At 67.3% G+C, this 17,966-nt stretch carries 16 protein-coding genes and 2 tRNA genes; 8 read left to right on the top strand and 10 right to left on the bottom strand.

Annotated features, from left to right (window positions below; translation table 11 throughout):
- Positions 1-872: 872 nt before the first annotated feature.
- Positions 873-1,181 carry a hypothetical protein gene (locus D456_RS0120465; RefSeq protein ID WP_017578044.1) on the bottom strand — a complete coding sequence of 103 codons (309 nt, stop codon included), beginning with the start codon at positions 1,179-1,181 and terminating at the stop codon, positions 873-875.
- 448 nt (positions 1,182-1,629) lie between these two features.
- Between D456_RS0120465 and D456_RS0120460 the strand changes: the two genes are divergently transcribed.
- From D456_RS0120460 to D456_RS24655, 5 genes are all read left to right on the top strand, one after another.
- Positions 1,630-2,463: a helix-turn-helix domain-containing protein gene (locus tag D456_RS0120460; protein WP_083904646.1), complete on the top strand. Its 834-nt coding sequence runs from the start codon at positions 1,630-1,632 to the stop codon at positions 2,461-2,463.
- A 183-nt stretch (positions 2,464-2,646) separates the two neighbouring features.
- Positions 2,647-2,769 carry a DLW-39 family protein gene (locus D456_RS27635; RefSeq protein ID WP_017578042.1) on the top strand — a complete coding sequence of 41 codons (123 nt, stop codon included), beginning with the start codon at positions 2,647-2,649 and terminating at the stop codon, positions 2,767-2,769.
- A gap of 268 nt (positions 2,770-3,037) precedes the next feature.
- Positions 3,038-3,110 (top strand) — tRNA-Ala (locus tag D456_RS0120450).
- 1,104 nt (positions 3,111-4,214) lie between these two features.
- Positions 4,215-4,547, top strand: a complete 333-nt coding sequence (locus tag D456_RS27830) for a WhiB family transcriptional regulator (protein WP_017578041.1) — start codon at positions 4,215-4,217, stop codon at positions 4,545-4,547.
- 231 nt (positions 4,548-4,778) lie between these two features.
- Positions 4,779-5,477, top strand: coding sequence for a DUF1707 and DUF4870 domain-containing protein (locus D456_RS24655; protein WP_239643891.1), 699 nt, complete (start codon positions 4,779-4,781; stop codon positions 5,475-5,477).
- A gap of 78 nt (positions 5,478-5,555) precedes the next feature.
- On the opposite strand, the gene D456_RS0120435 is transcribed toward D456_RS24655, so the two are convergent.
- Positions 5,556-6,119 carry a hypothetical protein gene (locus D456_RS0120435; protein ID WP_017578040.1) on the bottom strand — a complete coding sequence of 188 codons (564 nt, stop codon included), beginning with the start codon at positions 6,117-6,119 and terminating at the stop codon, positions 5,556-5,558.
- Between the two features lie 298 nt (positions 6,120-6,417).
- Between D456_RS0120435 and D456_RS0120430 the strand changes: the two genes are divergently transcribed.
- A complete protein-coding gene (locus tag D456_RS0120430) occupies positions 6,418-6,942 on the top strand; it encodes a peptidylprolyl isomerase (RefSeq protein ID WP_017578039.1) in 525 nt (174 codons plus the stop codon).
- 159 nt (positions 6,943-7,101) lie between these two features.
- Positions 7,102-7,851 carry a rhomboid family intramembrane serine protease gene (locus tag D456_RS0120425; protein WP_017578038.1) on the top strand — a complete coding sequence of 250 codons (750 nt, stop codon included), beginning with the start codon at positions 7,102-7,104 and terminating at the stop codon, positions 7,849-7,851.
- A 118-nt stretch (positions 7,852-7,969) separates the two neighbouring features.
- Here the strand turns inward: D456_RS0120425 and D456_RS0120420 are convergent, their stop codons facing one another.
- The 8 genes from D456_RS0120420 to D456_RS0120385 form a co-directional block, all read right to left on the bottom strand.
- A complete protein-coding gene (locus D456_RS0120420; protein ID WP_017578037.1) occupies positions 7,970-8,224 on the bottom strand; it encodes a cell division protein CrgA in 255 nt (84 codons plus the stop codon).
- A gap of 129 nt (positions 8,225-8,353) precedes the next feature.
- Positions 8,354-10,183, bottom strand: a complete 1,830-nt coding sequence (pknB, locus tag D456_RS0120415; RefSeq protein WP_017578036.1) for a Stk1 family PASTA domain-containing Ser/Thr kinase — start codon at positions 10,181-10,183, stop codon at positions 8,354-8,356.
- 114 nt (positions 10,184-10,297) lie between these two features.
- The gene (locus tag D456_RS24650; protein WP_017578035.1) at positions 10,298-11,731 is read right to left on the bottom strand and encodes a serine/threonine-protein kinase; all 1,434 of its coding nucleotides are present in this window, start codon (positions 11,729-11,731) and stop codon (positions 10,298-10,300) included.
- Positions 11,728-13,185: a peptidoglycan D,D-transpeptidase FtsI family protein gene (locus tag D456_RS0120405; protein ID WP_017578034.1), complete on the bottom strand. Its 1,458-nt coding sequence runs from the start codon at positions 13,183-13,185 to the stop codon at positions 11,728-11,730. The genes D456_RS24650 and D456_RS0120405 overlap by 4 nt, the downstream gene beginning before the upstream one ends.
- Complete coding sequence (locus D456_RS0120400) at positions 13,182-14,606, bottom strand: FtsW/RodA/SpoVE family cell cycle protein (protein WP_017578033.1); 1,425 nt, start codon at positions 14,604-14,606, stop codon at positions 13,182-13,184. The genes D456_RS0120405 and D456_RS0120400 overlap by 4 nt, the downstream gene beginning before the upstream one ends.
- A gap of 4 nt (positions 14,607-14,610) precedes the next feature.
- Complete coding sequence (locus D456_RS0120395) at positions 14,611-15,969, bottom strand: Stp1/IreP family PP2C-type Ser/Thr phosphatase (protein WP_017578032.1); 1,359 nt, start codon at positions 15,967-15,969, stop codon at positions 14,611-14,613.
- Complete coding sequence (locus tag D456_RS0120390; RefSeq protein ID WP_169336005.1) at positions 15,966-16,466, bottom strand: FHA domain-containing protein FhaB/FipA; 501 nt, start codon at positions 16,464-16,466, stop codon at positions 15,966-15,968. The genes D456_RS0120395 and D456_RS0120390 overlap by 4 nt, the downstream gene beginning before the upstream one ends.
- Before the next feature lie 295 nt (positions 16,467-16,761).
- The gene (locus D456_RS0120385) at positions 16,762-17,529 is read right to left on the bottom strand and encodes an FhaA domain-containing protein (protein ID WP_449289282.1); all 768 of its coding nucleotides are present in this window, start codon (positions 17,527-17,529) and stop codon (positions 16,762-16,764) included.
- Between the two features lie 238 nt (positions 17,530-17,767).
- Between D456_RS0120385 and D456_RS0120380 the strand changes: the two genes are divergently transcribed.
- Positions 17,768-17,850: transfer RNA gene (locus D456_RS0120380), tRNA-Leu, on the top strand.
- Positions 17,851-17,966: the final 116 nt, after the last annotated feature.

Here is a 17,966-nt window from a genome sequence, read left to right as displayed (position 1 = left end):
GGGGTTGCCTGTTGTGGGTGGCCCCTCTTCTTTTTTGTGTGTCTTGTGAACATGTGAAACAGTTCAAGGAAAATGTACTCCGAGAGGTGGAGCAACGTCCGTGGACGGGCGGGCGCGGGGTGCGTCCGCCGGTACGGTCCCGTCGCCGGCAGGCGCCACCGTTGGCACAGAAGGGTGCTGTTGCCGGGCCTCTCGAGACCGGCGCTGCGCAGGTCATTCAGCTTGCCGGCCCCGTTCGGGGTTCCGGCCTCGTCCGGGGCGGCAGTTCTGCCTCGGTGTCCCGGACGCTTCATCCACTGGAGTGTTTGCGGGGGCGGCCCGCATCTGCTGTGCTCCAGCACCCAGGAGCCCGCGGTGCCGACAGCAGGGCGCCGAGGAGCGTCCGACCTCGAAAGGCGTGGCGCAACACGGTCCCGATCTCGGGGTGCACTGCGTGTCCGCTGTTCCGGGGCTCCGGAGGTGTGTCTGTGTTCGCCGGTAGGGGCGGCTCGAGGTGTGTCAGTCCTCGTCGATCTCCGGGTTCTCGATGAGCTGCCGCAGCAGCGCAAAGAAGTCCTCTTCGCTCATGGCCGACCAGTCAACATGCTCGCTCATGTCCTGCGGATTCCCCAAACGGATCGGCTGTAAGCCTCCTGTGATCGTTCGGGGTGCACAACGCCGGGTTAAATCCGCGTTCCTGCAGGTGATCGGGCCGATCGAGGACGAGTGTGTCCGGATCCGGACGAATCATGGACTTTCTGCCCTGTTTCAGGTAGTTGCCTTGGCCCGGTGCAGGTCGACCCCGGCACGAGGCTCTGCCGCGCCCGGGTTCCGTTCCGGGCGCGGCAGGTCGGCCGACCCGGTTCAGCCCGGGTACGCCTCTCTGCCCGGGGTCAGACGCGTTGGCGAAGGGCGCTGCGGCACTCGGGGCAACGGCAGCGTTTGTTGTAGCCGGTCACAGTCCCGTGCGGAAGGCTCGGGTCGCGCTGTTCGGTGAGTGTCGCGTCGAGCTGCTCACCGAAGGGCGCCAGGATGCGTGCGGTCGAGAAGACCTGCTTAGGGCTGATCTCGAGTTCGGCCGCGGCGTCGTCGACGTGCTTCCCCATGCGGAGTTTCGCGATGAGGCGTGACCGGGTGCTCGGTGGCATCCGGGCCTCGGCGTTCGCGATGAGTTGCTCGGAGTCGTCGATGGGGTAGCTCATTGGTTTCCTCTACGTGTGCGGGTACGCCCGCCGCGGCGGGCACCTCAAGCATCGTACGTGGTTTCTTCCCGCTGGTATCAGTATGAGACACAAGAGGCATTTGCGAATCAAACGGGGCTGCAGGGTGTGCTCTGCCGCCGGTTCGGAGCTCCGCCTGGGTCCCGGCCCGCTCTACACACCCTGCCCCACGATTGTGGCCAGGGGGGCGCATGTGGGGCAGGAAAACTGGGCTGAAGTTCTGGGTTTCCTGTGACTGCGCTTCTGGACCTGCTGTGACCTGATGCGACAAAGGAGAAGTTTTCTGGCCTTGAGGGTTGGGGTGATCGGACCTCTCCTGAGGGATCGGGGCGGAAAGGTGCGGTGTTTTCTAGAAACGCATTGCTAGAAGCTAGGTGTCGTGTTTCGCTAGTGGTACACCCTCACCACCCTGTGTCATTGGATCAGTGATATGACCAGCCCCACGGTTCGCCGACGGCGCCTCTCCTCGGAACTCCGCCGCCGTCGGGTGCAGGCCGGAATGACCCTCAGTGACGTGGCGGAGGAACTCGAGTGGTCACCGGCCAAACTCGGCCACATCGAGACCGGGATCCGGAAATGGCCCTCGGTCATGGAGATCTCCGCCCTGCTGCGCCTGTACGGGGTCACCGGCGGGCAGCGGGAGGCCGTGCTGACACTGGTCCGGGAATCGCGTCTGCGGCCGTGGTGGACCGAGTACGAGGACGTACTCTCCTCCGCCTACGTCGGCAACGAGGCGGGGGCCGTGGCGGTGCAGACCTACGCGGGTATCTTCGTGCCCGACCTGCTCCAGGTCCCCGACTACACCGCCCGGGTCGCCCGGTCCCTCGGGCACGGGGAGGACGGCGTCGAACGGATGGTCGCCTCCCATCTCAAGCGGCAAGAGGTGTTCGAGGACGGCGGGCTCGGGAGTTACCAGGCAGTTCTGGAGGAGGACGCCCTCCAACGGGTCTCCGGCGATCTGGAGCTGCTGCGTGCCCAGGCCGGCAGGCTCGTGGAACTGGCGACCGAGTACGACACGGTGACGATCCAGCTCCTGCCGACCTCCGCCGGCCCCCACCCCGGCTACTCCGGTCCCTTCTCGGTGCTCGAGTTCGACGAGGACGAAGCAGCCCTGGCCTACGTCGAGGCGCCCCCTGGCGGGGCCGTCGTCGAATCGGAGGAGGGAGTCCGTTCGTGCAGGAAGGTCTTGGACGCGCTCAGCCGCACCGCCGCCACACCGGAGGCGACGGTGGGTATCCTGCGGCGAATGGCCCTGCTGACCTGAAGTTCCCGCCCATCCCTGTCCAGGTCGGATGTCGAACGTCGGTGTGAAACGGTCCACCGTGGCAGGGAGTGCCCGGGATGGCTTGCTAGTCTGCTTGGTGACAACCTCATAAAGTTCTCTGTGGAGGGCCGATCACCGGAATCGGCTCCCTGTACGAACCGGACCAAAGAAAGGGTGCAGACAGTGAAGAAGATCATCGTTCTGGCGCTGGTGGCCCTCGGTGCTTTCGCCGTTTACCGCAAGATCCAGGCCGACCGTGCCGAGCTGGACCTCTGGACCGAGGCCACGGCGGCCAGCGAGGGCTGAGCGGACGAACACGCCAGGACGGCGTCCACGATGCCGTCATGACGGTTCCGCCGGGCAACCGAGGGCAGGCACACGCCACGTGCCGCCCCGGAACGCCCGACGGCGACACGAAGGCGTGGGTGGGCTGAGGACCCCGCGGTGCGACCCACGGCTTTGTGCTGCGTCCGACCGCGGACGTGGCTCCGCGGTATCCGATCCGGCCCAGGTGACCCGAGCGGCCTTCTGATGAAGGTATGCTTTGTGGTGACCGGGACCGTACTCGGATCCAGGGGCCATAGCTCAGCTGGCAGAGCGCTGGTTTTGCATACCAGAGGTCAGGGGTTCGACTCCCCTTGGCTCCACTGCGGCAAGCAGCAGAACAGATGTAGGGACGGGGACCTCCGAACGGGGGTCCCCGTTCTTTGTGTCCGAACCCCGGACGGGTCCGCTCCGGTCGCCGGCGGACGCTTCCTTTCTGCACGCGGCTGCCCCCGGGAGCTCGCACACCCCCGCATGAGCGATCTGGGCGGGAGCCGTCCCCCTTCCCCGGCCTCGGGGTTGCCCTGTCGGTCTCCGAGCGCTCCCGGGGCCTCTGACGGCCTTCTGGACGGCACACCGGAGTTCCGTGCCGGTCCCGGCGTGCACGGGCCGAGCAGAGCCCGGGCCGGGCCGACAGCCGACAGGGCACGGAGGACCAGACCGTGGCGGTGCTGTGTCGGCCCCCTCGAACGGGCCATGGCCCCTCCGTGCCCGGTGCGGGACCGCTCGCGCAGGCGTCGGCAACCCCGCTGCGGTGTCCTGTTCTGCTCTCCGCTGTGGTTTCTGGGTGGAAGGACGGCATGAATAGGGACCTTCACCGCAAAATGTCGATCCCAGGGTTACTAATCAGTATTAGATGCCTCGATCCGTAGTTACCAATGAGTATTTTCGATGGCGGGTGCAGAGCCGACCCATGGTGGCCCGGGATGAGGATGTGATCGGCCGGAAGAGGCGAACTAGTCCATTCGGGCCAGACGGATGACGGAGAGTCCTACCAGGACACCCGGGCCGGGGGTGTCCTGTGGCCCCTGGGGTGGCGTGAAATCGCAGGTCATCAAGGTTGTCGGGGAAACGTGGGAGAGGGTCCTTTCTCGGCGCTTTCGTGAAGCGCCCATGCCGCGTGACATTACCCTCCGTATGTGTATGATGACACTCGCTCGCGGTGCGATGGTCCTACTGGGCCATATGAGAAATAGGCCTCTTGGGGACTGTTGGTGAACTGGGACGATCCGTAGTTTCGACACCAGCGACAACGAGGAACACAGCGTGCCGAAAACGATCAACCCCCGAAGACGTGAAGCGCGGCCCCCCGCGCTGCACAGAAGACCATCGTCCTCGGACCGGCCCGCTGTTCCTCGGCCGCTCCGGCTCCGGCCGGAGCCGGGAAATCCGATCACCACACATGCTGATCTTGGGAGTGGGGCGACATGTGGAACGAGAAGATGGCGATCCGGGCGAAGTGCCGTGAGATCGACCCGGACGCCCTGTTCGTCCAGGGCGCTGCGCAGAACCGTGCCAAGCTGATCTGCCGCGGGTGCCCCGTACGTACCGAGTGCCTCGCCGAGGCGCTCGACAACCGCATCGAGTTCGGTGTCTGGGGAGGCATGACCGAACGCGAGCGCAGGGCGCTGTTGCGGCGCCGTAAGGACGTCTCGAGCTGGTACGACCTGCTCACCAGCGCCGAGCGCCGCTACGAGCGTGAACAGGAGCGCCGCGAGGCCGCGAGGCGCTCCACCGACCCGGTCACCGCCCGGAAGTGACCACGGGCGCCGGACCCCGTATGGGCCTCAGGCCCAGGGAGGGGTCCCGAACGTGGGTCCGGCGCCCCCGACGGGCCCGTGGAAGAGGACCACGGCCCACGAGCACGTCCGATCCCGTGCGACCCCGGCCCGGACGGTCAGGGAAGAGTCAGGGGCGGCCCGGATACCCGAGCGACACCTGTGTGACGCACCATGGAAGGGACGGGCCCGACGGGTCACGTTCCTGCTGTCGTGAGGGAGAGTGACGTGGCGGTGGACGAACATCGAGGCCACACGAACCGGCCCCGGCCGTACGGCGGCGGAAGCCCGGAGACGCGTCTCTCGCACGCCGACCGGGACGCCGTCGCGGAGCTGCTCCAGGAGGCCTACAGCAAGGGGCAACTCGACGAGAACGAGTTCGAGCAGCGCGTCGATGCGGCGATGGGCGCCAAGTATCCGTCGGAGCTCGAACACCTCACCATGGACCTCGGCCCGGTCCGGTTCCCGCAGAGCGACGGCCGGGCCGCATCCGGGGGCGAGGAGGGCCAGGAGACCAGCCCGGTCCAACGGGTCGTGTCGGCGGCGGGCCACGCCAGCCACTACTACCTGCCGTTCGTGGTCCCGCTGCTGCTCGTCGTCGTCAGCGACAACATGTCGTGGTACGTGCGGCGCCAAGCGATGGAAGCGCTCAACTTCCAGCTCTTCTGTGTCATCGCCGGGACGGCCAGCACGCTCCTCATCACGCCGGTCGCGCTCTTCTGGGCCCTGGGGTCCGTCGCCATGACAGGTGCACCTGCGGTTCTGCTGGGTGTGCTCCTGGCGGTACCGGTGGCAGTGCTCCTCTACTGCCTGACCGGGTGGCTGGTCATGCCGGCGGTGGCGGGGATCGCGAGCCTGATGGGGAAGAACTGGCACTACCCGATGTTCTTCCGCCTCCTCAAGGACAAGTGAGGGGCCGGAGCCCACGGCCCCGCCACCGGCCCGCATCCGTCGGGGGACGGGGTGGGCTCTAGGCCCACCGGACTCGTCCTAGGAGGACTTGGTGGAACCGCCCTTGTCCGAGCCGGTCCCGGCCCGGGCCGTCTCCTTGGAGCTGTTCTTGGTGGCCTTGCCGTTGGCCTCGGAGACGTTCGTCCCCAGGTTCTCGCGTGTCTCGCGGACCTGGTCGCGTGCCTGGTCCAGGTGTTCCTGCCACTCGGCGTCCTGGGACGCCTGACGCATGCGCACCAGCGAGTAGACCAGGACACCGCCGACGACGGCAGCACCGCCGATCAGCAGGGTGCGGGAGACCTTGCGGTCCTGCCGCAGGGCGCGCAGGCCTCGGCGGGAAGGCTTGGGATCGACCCGGTGCGCGGCAGTGGTGAGGAGCTCGGCCACACGCGGGGCAACGGTGTCCTCGACCCGGTGGGCGGCCGTCTCCAGCCGGGGGGCCGTCCAGCCACGGGCCTGGAGGAGCTTCCGAGAGGCCTGGTCACGCGCCTGGCCGGCGTAGGGGCCGAGCCGTTCGGCCTGCTCGCGGGCGAGGTCCTGGAGGCGCACGACGGCCACCTCGGCCTCCTTCTGTGCCTTGCGACGCTTCGTGGTGATGGGCACGTTCGTCAGCTCCTTCTTTCGAGATCGTTAACGGCCTCCACCCGTGGACTGCGGACAGTTCCGTACGAGCGGCTCGCCGTCGTCCTTCCCTGTGACCCGGGTGTTATCTCAACTTACGTCCTCTCCGTCTGTGATCTGTGCTTCAACACCGCGGGTCATAATTTGAGATCGCACGGAACACCCCCCTGGTCGGTGCCGGTCGGGTCGGCGTTGTCCACAGGTCACCGGGTTTCGGCGAACCGCGGGTGCTGTACGGGTAACGTGAGCACGTACGCGAACTCGACCGAAAGGCACGCAGGTGTCGGACTCCAAGGGTCAGCCCACCGCGCGGCTGAACACCTCCAAGGGAACCATCGTCGTCAAGCTGTTCGAGGAGGAGGCGCCCGAGACGGTCGCCAACTTCATCGGCCTGGCCGACGGCTCCAAGCAGTGGATGGACCCCACGACGGGCAAGCCCTCCAACAGCAGCCTCTACGAGGGCACCATCTTCCACCGTGTCATCGACGGTTTCATGGTCCAGGGCGGCGACCCGCTCGGCTCCGGCCGCGGCGGCCCCGGGTACACGTTCAAGGACGAGATCCACCCGAACCTGCGCTTCGACCGTCCCTTCCTCCTGGCCATGGCCAACGCCGGGCCCGACACCAACGGCTCGCAGTTCTTCATCACCGTGGACAAGCCCTACTGGCTCGACGGCCGCCACACCATCTTCGGTGAGGTCGTGGAGGGAACCGAGATCGTCAACACCATCTCGACGGTCGCCACCGACTCCCAGGACCGTCCCCGCGAGGACGTGGTGATCAACAGCGTCGAGATCACTCGATAGGACCACGGGAGTGAGAGGCCGGCCATGAGTGAGCCCCCACCGCCGACCGGTGCTTCACACACAGGAGGGACGCCGACGCCCCGTACCTGTTACCGGCACACCGACCGGGAGACCGGTGTCAGCTGCACCCGGTGCGGGCGACCCATCTGCCCCGACTGCATGGTCGAGGCGTCCGTGGGTTTCCACTGCCGGGAGTGCGTCGCGGAGGGGAACCGCACCGTACGACAGGCCCGGACCGTCTTCGGTGGCAAGGTCATCGGCAAGCCGTACGTGACGTGGACCCTTCTGGGGCTCATCGCGGTCGGTTTCGTCCTGCAGCAGGTGATGCCGCAGATCGCCGCCGACTTCGGGATGCACGGTTTCGTCGTCCACGTGTACGGCGAGTGGTACCGGATCATCACATCGGCGTTCCTGCACGGGGGGATCCTCCACCTGTTGTTCAACGGGTACGCACTCTTCCTGCTCGGCAGTGCGCTGGAACGGTGGCTGGGCCACGGCCGTTTCCTCACCCTCTGGGTGCTGGGCGCGTTGTCCGGTTCGGCGTTGAGCCTGTTGGCCGCACCCGGCCAGCTCTCCATCGGGGCCTCGGGAGCGATCTTCGCGCTGTTCGGCGCGGTGTTCGTGACCGGGCGCCGCCTGGGCCTGGACACGCGGATGATCCTGGTTCTGCTGGTGGTCAACCTGGGGATCACGTTCCTGGTCCCCAACATTTCCTGGACCGCGCACATCGGCGGTCTGGTCGCCGGGTTCGCGATCGGCGCGGTCTTCGCGCTGCTACCAAGGGGGGAGGCCGACCACCGTAGGCGAAGCCTCGTGCACACGTTGATGGCCGCTGCCTACGCCGTTCTGCTCGCCGCCCTGCTCATCGGGGGACCCGTACTCGTGTGGCCGGCCCTGGGTCTGGCCTGATCCCGGACACACGCCGAAGGCCCGGGAGGGGACGTGGTCCTCTCCCGGGCCTTCGTTCTGTGCGAGGGGCTCCGGCGTTCTACCCGCGGGGACGGGCGCGCTCAGGAGCGTCGGGGGCTCAGTGCCAGCGCGTCGACAGGATGACCGCCAGGATGATGCCGCTGAACCCGATGAGCAGGTTCCAGTTGTGCAAGTCCTGCATGTACGGGATCTGCGCACCCGCGATGTAGTACACACCGATCCACAGGATGCCCAGGACGAAGGCGCCCAGCATGACGGGTACCAGCCAGCGCGGACTGACCTTGGGCTTCTCCTTGGAAGGAGGCGGCGTGTATACAGCCTTCTTCTTGCGATCGTTGCGGGACTTGGGCACGGTCGCTGCTCCAAAGAGGTGGGGCGGTTCGGAAATTATCTGCACAGTCTACGCCCAGCGGGGCGCCGCCGTCACCGGCCCTGTGCGGCCGCACTTCCGGTGACAGCGGCGTCCCCGCGGCGGCAGGTGTCAGTCCTGCAGGGGACGGGACAGCTCGTCCTCACCGGGCGGGCCGGGGGAATCACCGGGCGGCCCCGGAGAATCACCGGGCGGACCCGGGATCCCCGGACCGTCGTCGGTCGGGTCGTCGGTGGGACCGTCGGTCGGGTCGTCGGTGGGCTCGTCCTCAGCGGGTGCGAGCGCGATCACGAGTGTGACGGTGGAGCCCGCGGGTACCGCCTGACCAGCGTCGGGAGCGTGCGAGAGGACCGTGCCTTCGGGGCTCTCGGCGCTCTCCTGCTCCTCGACCTGAGCTTGTAGCCCCAGACCTTCCAGGGTCGAGACCGCGTCCTCCTGGGTCTGGCCCTCGAGGTTGGGGATGTCCACCTGCTCCGGCCCCGAGGAGACCTGCAGGGTGATCTCGTCCTCCGGGGAGGCCGTCCGGCCTGCGGCCGGGGTGGTACCGACGGCGTTGCCCTGCGGGACATCGCCGCTCGCGGTCTCTTCGGTCGTGACGTTCTCGAAGCCCGCATCGTTGAGGGTGCTCATCGCGTCGGCCTCGCTCTGGCCCTCCACCGACGGGATCTCGGTCTCGCCCGGACCGCCGGAGATCACGAGAGTGACCTGATCGGTCACGGGGATCTCCTGGCCCGCCTCCGGGTCGGTCTCCAGAACCGTGCCTGGTTCGGCGTCCTCGTCGGTCTGCTCCTCGGAGGTGATCTCCTCGAAGCCCTCCTCACCCAGGGTCGAGCGGGCTTCCTCCTCGGTGTCACCGACCACGTCGGGGAGAGCCGCTTCCTCGGTCCCGGGCCCTTCCCGGTTGAACAGCCAGAACAGCAGGACGAGTGCGCCGATCACGCCGAGGGCGAGCAGGACCCAGAGGGCCTTCTTGCCTCCTCCGCCGTTGCGGCGGTCGTCGTAGTACCGATCGTCGTAGTCGTCGCTGTAGTCGGCCGGAGGCAGCGTCGTGGTCTCTCCCGCAGCGGTTGCGCCCATCATCATCGTGCCGGCCTGGGTGGGCATACCTTGCAGGCCGCGCTGGATGTCGGCGCGCATCTCCGCGGCGTTCTGGTAGCGCTCCTCGCGGTCCTTGGTCATCGCACGCAGCGTGATGTCCTCCAGCCACTGCGGGACCTGGGCGTCCGACTCGCTCGGTGGGACCGGGTCCTCACGGACGTGCTGGTAGGCGATGGAGACCGGGGAGTCGCCGGTGAACGGCGGATGCCCGGTGAGCAGCTCGTAGAGCACGCACCCGGTCGAGTAGATGTCGCTGCGGGGGTCGACGCGTTCCCCGCGCGCCTGCTCCGGCGACAGGTACTGGGCGGTCCCGATGACTTGGGAGGCCTGGGTCATAGTGGCCTGGTCGTCGCCCATGGAGCGTGCGATGCCGAAGTCCATGACCTTGACGTCGGCGTTGCGCGTGAGCATGACGTTGGCGGGCTTGATGTCGCGGTGCACGATCCCGTTGTCGTGGCTGTACTCCAGCGCGTTCAGGATCCCGTCGACCAGTTCCGCGGAACGTTCGGGCAGCAGCCGCCGGTCGTCGTCCAGGAGCTCCTTGAGCGTTCGCCCGTCCACGTACTCCATGACGATGTACGGGATCGAGACCCCGTCGATCATGTCCTCGCCGGTGTCGTAGACCGCGATGATCGCCGGATGGTTCAGGGAAGCCGCAGACTGTGCCTCACGGCGGAACCGGGCCTGGAAGATGTGGTCCTTGGCCAGGTCGTGTCGTAGGGTCTTGATCGCGACGTGCCGGTCGAGGCGTAGGTCGCGTGCGAGGTTTACCTCGGCCATGCCGCCACGGCCGACGACCTCGTCGATCTGGTAGCGGCCTCCGAGAAGCCGGGGCTGGGACATGTCGTGTACTTATCCTCGTGTCTTCCGGCGGTCGGCCGCGGACCGCCTCCTACCCTGAGCGTCTCTCGCCCATTGCCACGTCACTCTGTTGTCGGTCATCGGCACTGGTTTCCCCTAACCCGGAGGCGACGGCTCCGGTTCCTCGGGGTCGGGTCCCTCCTCATCGGGGGTGGGTTCCTCCTCGGGCGGGGCCTCCTCCTGCCCGTCGTCCTCCTCGGGCGGATCGGTCGGCTGCTCTGTGCCTTCGTCGGGTGCGGGGGTCGACGGAGGCCCGCTGGGCTCCTGTGTGGTCGGCCAGTCGTTCTGCGGTGGCGGCTCGGGATCGACAGGGCCGAAGTCGGCGGAATCCTCTTCCTCCGGCTCCGGTGACGGAGTGGGAGAGGGAGTGTCGACCTGTTCCTGGGTGTCGACGGGCTCCCGCGAGACACCGGTCTCCTGCCCATCGCCCCCGAAAAGGAAGCCGGCCACCACGGCGGACACGATGAGAACGGTCGCCGCGACGGCCGCGAGAACCACGGGGAGCCGGATCCGGCGACCCCGGACCACCGTATCCGAGACACCGTCCTGGCCTGGAGGAACGTCCGGTGGAGTGTCATTCTCGGAGACCGTGGTGGCCTCCCCCTCGGGAACGGCTGACACGACGGCGGTCTGGGCCATGCCCTGGAACCCGGTGGACGGTGTCGGCGGACCCGTACCGGCGTTGGAACGGATCACCGCGGCCGCATGAGCCACCTCACTGGCGGAGGACGGGCGGTCGTCGGGGGCCTTCTGCAACAGGGAGGAGACCAGGCCGCCGACCTCCACGGGGACCTGCGCGGGCAGCTCCGGCGGTTCCTCCCGTGTGTGCGCCAGTGCCAGGGCCACGGGGCTGTCACCGGTGAAAGGCGGCTCTCCGGCCAGGCACTCGTAGGCAACGACCCCGAGCGCGTACAGGTCGGACGCGGAGGTGGCCGGCCGTCCCGACGCCTGCTCCGGTGAGATGTACTGGGCGGTCCCCATGACCATGCCGGTCTGTGTCAGGGTGACCGACATGTCACCGCGTGCGATACCGAAGTCGGTGAGCTTGAGCTGGTCGTCCTCGGTCACCAACAGGTTGCCCGGTTTGATGTCGCGGTGCACCACACCGCGCGCGTGCGCGGCCGCGAGAGCCTTGGCCGCCTGGCACACGAAGTCCAGGGTCCGGTCCGGGGTCAGATGGCCCCGTTCACGCAGGATCTGGGAGAGCGGATCGCCCACGACCAGTTCCATGATGAGGAAGGCACGCCCTTCCTCCTCGCCGTAGTCGTAGACCTGGGCGATGCCCGGGTGTGAGAGGCCGGCGGTGATGCGTCCCTCGGTGCGGAAGCGTTCCCGGGCGGTGGGCTCCGCCAGCTGGGCCGGGTGCAGAAGCTTCACGGCGACCGGTCTGTTGAGCAGGGTGTCGGTGGCTTTCCACACCGTTCCCATACCGCCGGAACCGACCTGTTCCTCGAGTCGGTAGCGGTTGCTCAACAGGGTCCCGGCCGGGTCCGGGGGACCGTTGCGTGAAGACGGCTCGTTGGCGCTCACTCCTGAACCACTGCCTCCATCATCTGACGCGCGATCGGAGCAGCGTTCTCGTTACCACTGCCACCACCGTGCTCGATCACGACCGCGACCGCGATCTCGGGGTCGTCGGCGGGCGCAAAACCGATGAACCAGTTGTGCGTGCCCTGCTCGCCCCCGGTCTCGGCGGTACCGGTCTTGCCGGCGACGTCCATGCCGGAGATGGCTGCGTTGGTTCCGGAACCGCCCTGTCCGGTGACGAGCACCATCATGTCCGTCAGGCTCTGGGCGGTGCTGGCGCTGGTGGCCGTGGTGTAGGTCTGCGGGTCCGTGGAGGAGAGCGTGGACTCCCCGTTCGGCTCCTGGATCCGGTCCACCACGTAGGGCTTCATGACATCGCCGGAGTTGGCGATCCCCGCGGAGACCATCGCCATCTGCAGCGGTGTGGCCTCGACGTTGCCCTGGCCGATCCCGGACCGGCCGAGAATGTTGGGGTCCTCCTCCGCCGGCGCCAGGCTCGGGGTGACCTCCAGCGGGGTCTTCAGCGTCTCCTCCCGGTTGAACCCGAAGTCGGTCGCCTGCTCACTGAGCCGGTTGCCGCCCACCTCGATCGCCCAGTTGGCCATCGAGGTGTTGCAGGAGATCTGGATCGAGTGCTCCAGGGTGTCGGGGTCGCCGTTGTTGCAGGTGCCGCCGGGCGTGGCGTTGGGCAGAGGGCGCCCGAGGTCCAAGGTGTCGGGGGCGTCCATGGTGCTGTCGGGGGTGGCTTCCAGGTGCTCGATGGCGGCGGCCGCAGTGACGACCTTGAAGGTCGACCCCGGGGGATACCGCTCGTTGAGGGCCCGGTTGAGCAGCGGCTTGTCGCCGTCCTGTTCGAGCTCGACGTAGTTGTCGACGGCAGCCTGCGGCTCGTCGATGCTCACCACGTCGTTGGCGTCGTAGGAGGGGTAGGAGACCCCCGCCAGGATCGCCCCGGTGCTCGGGTCAAGGGCCACGGCCGCACCGTTCTTGCCCCCGTTGGCGAGCCCCTCGTATCCGGCCTGCTGCACCTCCGGGTCGAGGGTGAGCTCCACACGTGCACCGCCCGGGTCGTGCCCGGTGAGGATGTCACGCAGGTTGCGGGCGGCGAGCCGGTCGTCGGACCCGTCCAAGAGGGAGTTCTCCGCCTCCTCGACACCCGAGGCCCCGTAACTGCGGAAGGACCCCACCATGGGCGTGTACAGGGTCCCGCCGTTGTACATGCGTTGGTAGCGGGCCTGGTCGTCCTCCTCGGAGACGTCCTCGGAGTAGGCCACCGGTTCACCCGCGACCTGGATCGGTCCGCGCTGCTCACTGAGGCGTTCGCTGTACTGGCGGTTGTTCAGCGGGTCCTCGCGGATCGATTCCGCCTGGAACCCCTGGATCCAGGTTGTCTGGAGCATCAGGGCGCCGAACAGGATCATGGAGAAGACGGCGAGGCGTCGGATGGGTGTGTTCATCGTCGGATCACCTGTGTGGCCCCCTCGTCCTGGATCGCCTTGGGTGCGGGGCGGCGCGCGTTGTCGCTCATGCGCAGCAACAGGCCGATCATCAGCCAGCTCGCCATGAGCGCAGAACCACCCGCGGCCAGGAACGGCGTTGTCATACCGGTCAGGGGGATGAGGCGCAGCAGGCCACCGAGCACGACGAAGACCTGGAAGCAGACGACGAAGGACAGACCGCTCGCCAACATCTTGATGAACAGCTCACGTGAGGCCAGCGCGATGCGCATGCCCCGCTGTACGAGCAGGAAGACGACGACGAGGATCGCCATGAGTCCCGTCAACCCCAGCTCCTCGGCCAGCGAGGCCATGATGAAGTCGCTGTCGGCCGCGAAGATGTTGTGGGCGCCGCCACCGCCCAGGCCGGTGCCGAACAGGCCGCCGTAGGCCATACCGATCTGGCCCTGCACGAGCTGGGCGCTGCCGCCGACCGCGTCGTAGACCTCCCTGTCGAAGGCGTTGAACCAGATGTTGACGCGCTGTTCGAAGTGCCAGAAGAGCTGGAAGGCCAGCGCCGCGGCCAGCACGAACACGCTGAGGCCGATGATGACCCAGGACGAACGCTGGGTGGCCACGTACAGCATGGCCAGGAACGTGCCGAACAGCAGCAGCGACGAACCGAGGTCCTTGGTGACGACCAGCAGCCCGATCGCCATGACCCAGCCCACCACCATCGGCATGAAGTCGCGGGCGCGGGGCAGGTCCATGATCTTGAACCGGCCGATCTTGATCTCCTTGGCCGCCAACGACAGCACCTGGCGTTTGGTGACCAGGTACGACGACAGGAAGATCACCAGGACGATCTTGGCGAACTCCGAGGGTTGGACCGTGAAACCGGCGAGCCCGATCCACCGGCGGGCACCGTACTCGGAGATACCGATGACGGGAAGCATCGGCAGGGCGATGAGCACGATCGCGACCAGCGCACTGATGTAGGTGTAGCGCTGCAGGATCCGGGGTTCCTTGAGGAAGAACAGCAGGGCGATGCACAGGATCATGCCCACGGCCGTCCAGACGAGCTGCATGCCGATGCCGGCGTGCTCGATCTCCCCGGAGTCGGCGGCGTCCAGGCGCCAGATCATGGCCACGCCGATCCCGTTGAGGAACAGCGCGCACGGCAGGATCAGCGGGTCGGCGTACGGCGCGATCCAACGCAACGCAAGGTGGGTGGCCAGGGCCATGGCACCGAAGAGGAGGCCGTATCCCCACATGGCGCCGGGGAGCTGCCCGTTGAGGTTGAGTCCGGCGACGGCGATCGCCGACATCGTGATCACGATGGTCACGCAGATGAGTGCGAGTTCGGCGTTGCGCCGTTTGACCGGAGGCAGGTCGGTGGGTGCCTCGGAGGAGGCCGGTGCCTCGGTGGCCGCTGTGCTCATGGGGTCACCCCGATCCCTCGGCAGCACCCTTGTCGGTGCCGCTGGTGTCGGTGTCCGTGCTGGGGGAGGTGTCGGGCACGCCGGCGTTCTCGGTCTCGGCGACGCTCTCGCGGAGCGTGTCGAGGTGGTCGACCGCTTCCTGCTTGCTCTCGAAGGGCACGGTGCCGTTGACGGCGTCGCGGTCCGCGGTGCGCAGAGCGTCGACACGGATGTCGCTGGACTCGATCTCCTCGGAGAGGTCGATCCCGGCGATGTTGGTGTCGATGCCCTGGTAGACGCTGACGGTGTCACCGTCCGCTGAGAGGCCGACGAAGTACTGGTCCTGGACGTACCGGTTGCCGAAGTAGTAACCGGCACCGGCGACCAGGGCGACCACGATCAGGAAGACGAGCACCAGCGGCCACCAGCGGCGACGGCGGTACTCGTTCTCCTCACCGCTGCCGCGCCGGTCGTCGTAGGGCTCCCCGTAGTCGGGGTCCTCGTCCTCGACCGGATCCATCTCGGCGGTGTCACCACTGTTGTTGCGCAGCTCGCGCGCGCGTCTGGCAGGGGTGTCGCTGCCCTCGTCGACACCTTCGCGGCGCTGATCCGCTGCGCCCACCACCTGGCTGGTGTGGTTGACCCCGGTGAGCTCGGCGTCGGCCTCGACGACATCGGCGACGACCGCGGTGATGTTGTCCGGGCCGCCCCCGCGGATCGCGAGGTCGATGAGTCTGCGCGCGGCGGAGTGCGGGTCGTCCTCGGCCTCGAGGGTCTCGCGGATGGTCTTCTGGCTGACCACCCCGGACAGTCCGTCGGAGCAGAGGAGGTAGCGATCGCCGACTTCGGCCTCGTTGATCGACACGTCGGGGTCGACGGGGCTCTTTCCGTCGAGGGCACGCAGGATCAGTGAGCGCTGGGGGTGGGTGGCGACCTCCTCCTCGGTGATCTTGCCCTCGTCGACGAGGGTCTGCACCAGAGTGTGGTCGTGGGTGATCTGTTTGAAGACCTGGTCGCGCAGCAAGTAGGCGCGGGAGTCACCGATGTGGAGGAGAGCGACACGGCCCCCGGCCCACAGCATGGCTGTGAGCGTGGTCCCCATGTTCTCCAGCTGGGGCTCCTCCATGATCCGCTGTGAGAGCGAGGCATTGGCCTGCACAACGGCGTTCTGGAGGACTTCGACCATCTCGTCGGAACGGGGATCGTCGGTGTCGAGGCGGCGGATCGTCGAGATGGCGATGGAGCTCGCCACTTCACCGCCGGCGTAACCGCCCATGCCGTCGGCGACCGCGAGGAGGTGCTGGCCAGCGTAGCCGGAGTCTTCGTTGCCTTCGCGGAGGCATCCTACGTCGGAGTACGCCGCGTATCGGAGAGCGATGGTCATTTGCGCAGTTCCAGAACGGTTTTGCCGATACGGATGGGCTGACCCACCGTGATGGGCTGGGGGCGATTCAGCTTCTGCTGGCCGAGGTAGGTGCCGTTCGTCGAGTTGAGGTCTTCCACGAACCAGCGGCCGTTGTCGGGGTAGACGCGTGCGTGGCGCCCCGAGGCGTAGTCATCGGTGATGACGAGCGTCGAGTCGGGCGCGCGCCCGATGAGGATGGGGTGGGAGCCCAGGTCGACGGTGGTCCCGGTGAGGGATCCCTGGGTCACGGCCAGCACCGTGGGCTCGTTGCGCCGCGCACGAGAGGGCCGCGGCGATTGGGAGGACGCACTCCGGCGAGGGGCGGAGCGGGCCGCGGGGCGGGGCTTCTTCTTGCCCTTCTTCTTTTTCTTCTGACCGAACAGGTCGGTGTTGATGACGCCGACCGCCATGAGGACGAACAGCCAAAGCACCACGAGGTACGCGACCTTGATCAATATGAGTGTCAAGTTGGACATCGAACTGCTCTTCAGCCCCTGTCGTGGTCCGGCTGTGATGACGGGCCTTCGCGCCGCCACCGCTTCTTGCCCCACCTTCGGTTCGGTGAGTGGTCGAGGTACCTGCCCCACCTGTGCCGGTGACGGACAGTGTGCCCGATGGGTCGGGTCTTGGCGGAGACTACCCGCCCGGAGGGATATCCGACAGCAGGTCCGAAGTCCCACCCGACCCCGGGGCTCGACCTGTCAGACGCCGAGGGAACGCAGTTGGTTGCGAATCCGCGGATCTGACGGTCGTCGCCGAGCCCGGTAGAGGTCAGTCCCTGCGGAACGTCATCGTCGTACGGCCCAGGCTGACCCTGCTGCCGTCCACCAGGCGGACCTGTCCCACCTGCTGTCCGTTGACGAAGGTGCCGTTGGTCGAACCCTTGTCGACGAGGATCGCCTCGTCGCCGTCGAGACGGATCTCGACGTGGTGCCGGGAAACCCCGTTGTCCACCAGCCGCAGGTCGCAGTCGGTGCCACGGCCCAGAAGGGTGACGGGTGTGGTCAGCTCGAAGGATTGCTGCATCCCGTGACTGGCGATGCTGCCCTCGGCGGTGGCCCCACCGGGGGAAATGAGCAGACGCGGCCGGCCGGACTGCTGCTGACCGCTGCCCGGGCCGGGGTCGCCGACCGGCTGGCGGACTTCGCCGTCCTTGTCGATCATGCTGCCCCGGACGACACCGGACCGGATGCGGAACCGTCCGGTCTTGAGCCCCTCGTCGGACCTGAAGTGGACACGGACCGGACCGACGAAGGAGTAACCCTGTTCGGTCGCGTAGTCGCGTGCCAGTTTCGACAGCTCTTGGCCGAGGCTGTCCGCGTAGACCTCCAGGCGCTCCTTGTCGCTGTCCGAGAGCTCCACGATGAAGTCGTTCGGGACAAGGGTCCGGCCCTGGGCGACGATCGCCGCGCGTTCGTCCATCTCCCGCTGGACGGCGCTCGCCACCTCGACCGGTTGGAGCTCCGACTTGAAGGCCATCGCGAAGGTGCCTTCGATCATGCCCTCAAGCCTGCGCTCGAAGCGTTGGAGCACTCCCACGAGGTACCTCCCTTTGTACTCCACTCCGTATGTGTAAACGATCGTAACCGCGCTCGGGTCCCCCTGCTCTCAGCCGCACCCCCGGATCGCTGCCCCCCGGTCGCGAGTGGCAGGTGGGGCGTGGTCGTGGACGAATGTGCGAGGCACCTTCAGACCGTGCTAGCCTTGATCACGTCGCAAGGGCGAACAGGCCGCACAGGCCCGGACGCCGGCGGAAACAACATGATTGTTGTCACCCGGGCGGGTGGCGGAACGGTAGACGCGCACGGTTCAGGTCCGTGTGTCCGAGAGGACGTGAGGGTTCAAATCCCTCCTCGCCCACACAGATCCCGCGGGGTCGGTCCCAGACCGTACACCCCGCGGGATTTTCTTGTGCCGGGCCTTCTGAGTTGCGTGGTTCCCTGGAGGAACCGGACATTCGGGATCCGGAGCAGTCC

This window comes from Nocardiopsis kunsanensis DSM 44524 (genome assembly GCF_000340965.1).
GTDB classification, from domain to species: Bacteria; Actinomycetota; Actinomycetes; order Streptosporangiales; family Streptosporangiaceae; genus Nocardiopsis; species Nocardiopsis kunsanensis.
Note: the sequence above shows the minus strand (reverse complement) of the source record. Positions and strands in the feature narration are given on the sequence as shown.

What these genes read in the sequence shown, in the direction of transcription:
- D456_RS0120465 (WP_017578044.1), bottom strand. Translation starts at nt 1,181, where the DNA reads ATGAGCTACCCCATCGACGACTCCGAGCAACTCATCGCGAACGCCGAG.
- D456_RS0120460 (WP_083904646.1), top strand. Translation starts at nt 1,630, where the DNA reads ATGACCAGCCCCACGGTTCGCCGACGGCGCCTCTCCTCGGAACTCCGC.
- D456_RS27830 (WP_017578041.1), top strand. Translation starts at nt 4,215, where the DNA reads ATGTGGAACGAGAAGATGGCGATCCGGGCGAAGTGCCGTGAGATCGAC.
- D456_RS0120425 (WP_017578038.1), top strand. Translation starts at nt 7,102, where the DNA reads ATGGTCGAGGCGTCCGTGGGTTTCCACTGCCGGGAGTGCGTCGCGGAG.
- pknB (WP_017578036.1), bottom strand. Translation starts at nt 10,183, where the DNA reads ATGTCCCAGCCCCGGCTTCTCGGAGGCCGCTACCAGATCGACGAGGTC.
- D456_RS0120405 (WP_017578034.1), bottom strand. Translation starts at nt 13,185, where the DNA reads ATGAACACACCCATCCGACGCCTCGCCGTCTTCTCCATGATCCTGTTC.
- D456_RS0120400 (WP_017578033.1), bottom strand. Translation starts at nt 14,606, where the DNA reads ATGAGCACAGCGGCCACCGAGGCACCGGCCTCCTCCGAGGCACCCACC.
- D456_RS0120395 (WP_017578032.1), bottom strand. Translation starts at nt 15,969, where the DNA reads ATGACCATCGCTCTCCGATACGCGGCGTACTCCGACGTAGGATGCCTC.
- D456_RS0120390 (WP_169336005.1), bottom strand. Translation starts at nt 16,466, where the DNA reads ATGTCCAACTTGACACTCATATTGATCAAGGTCGCGTACCTCGTGGTG.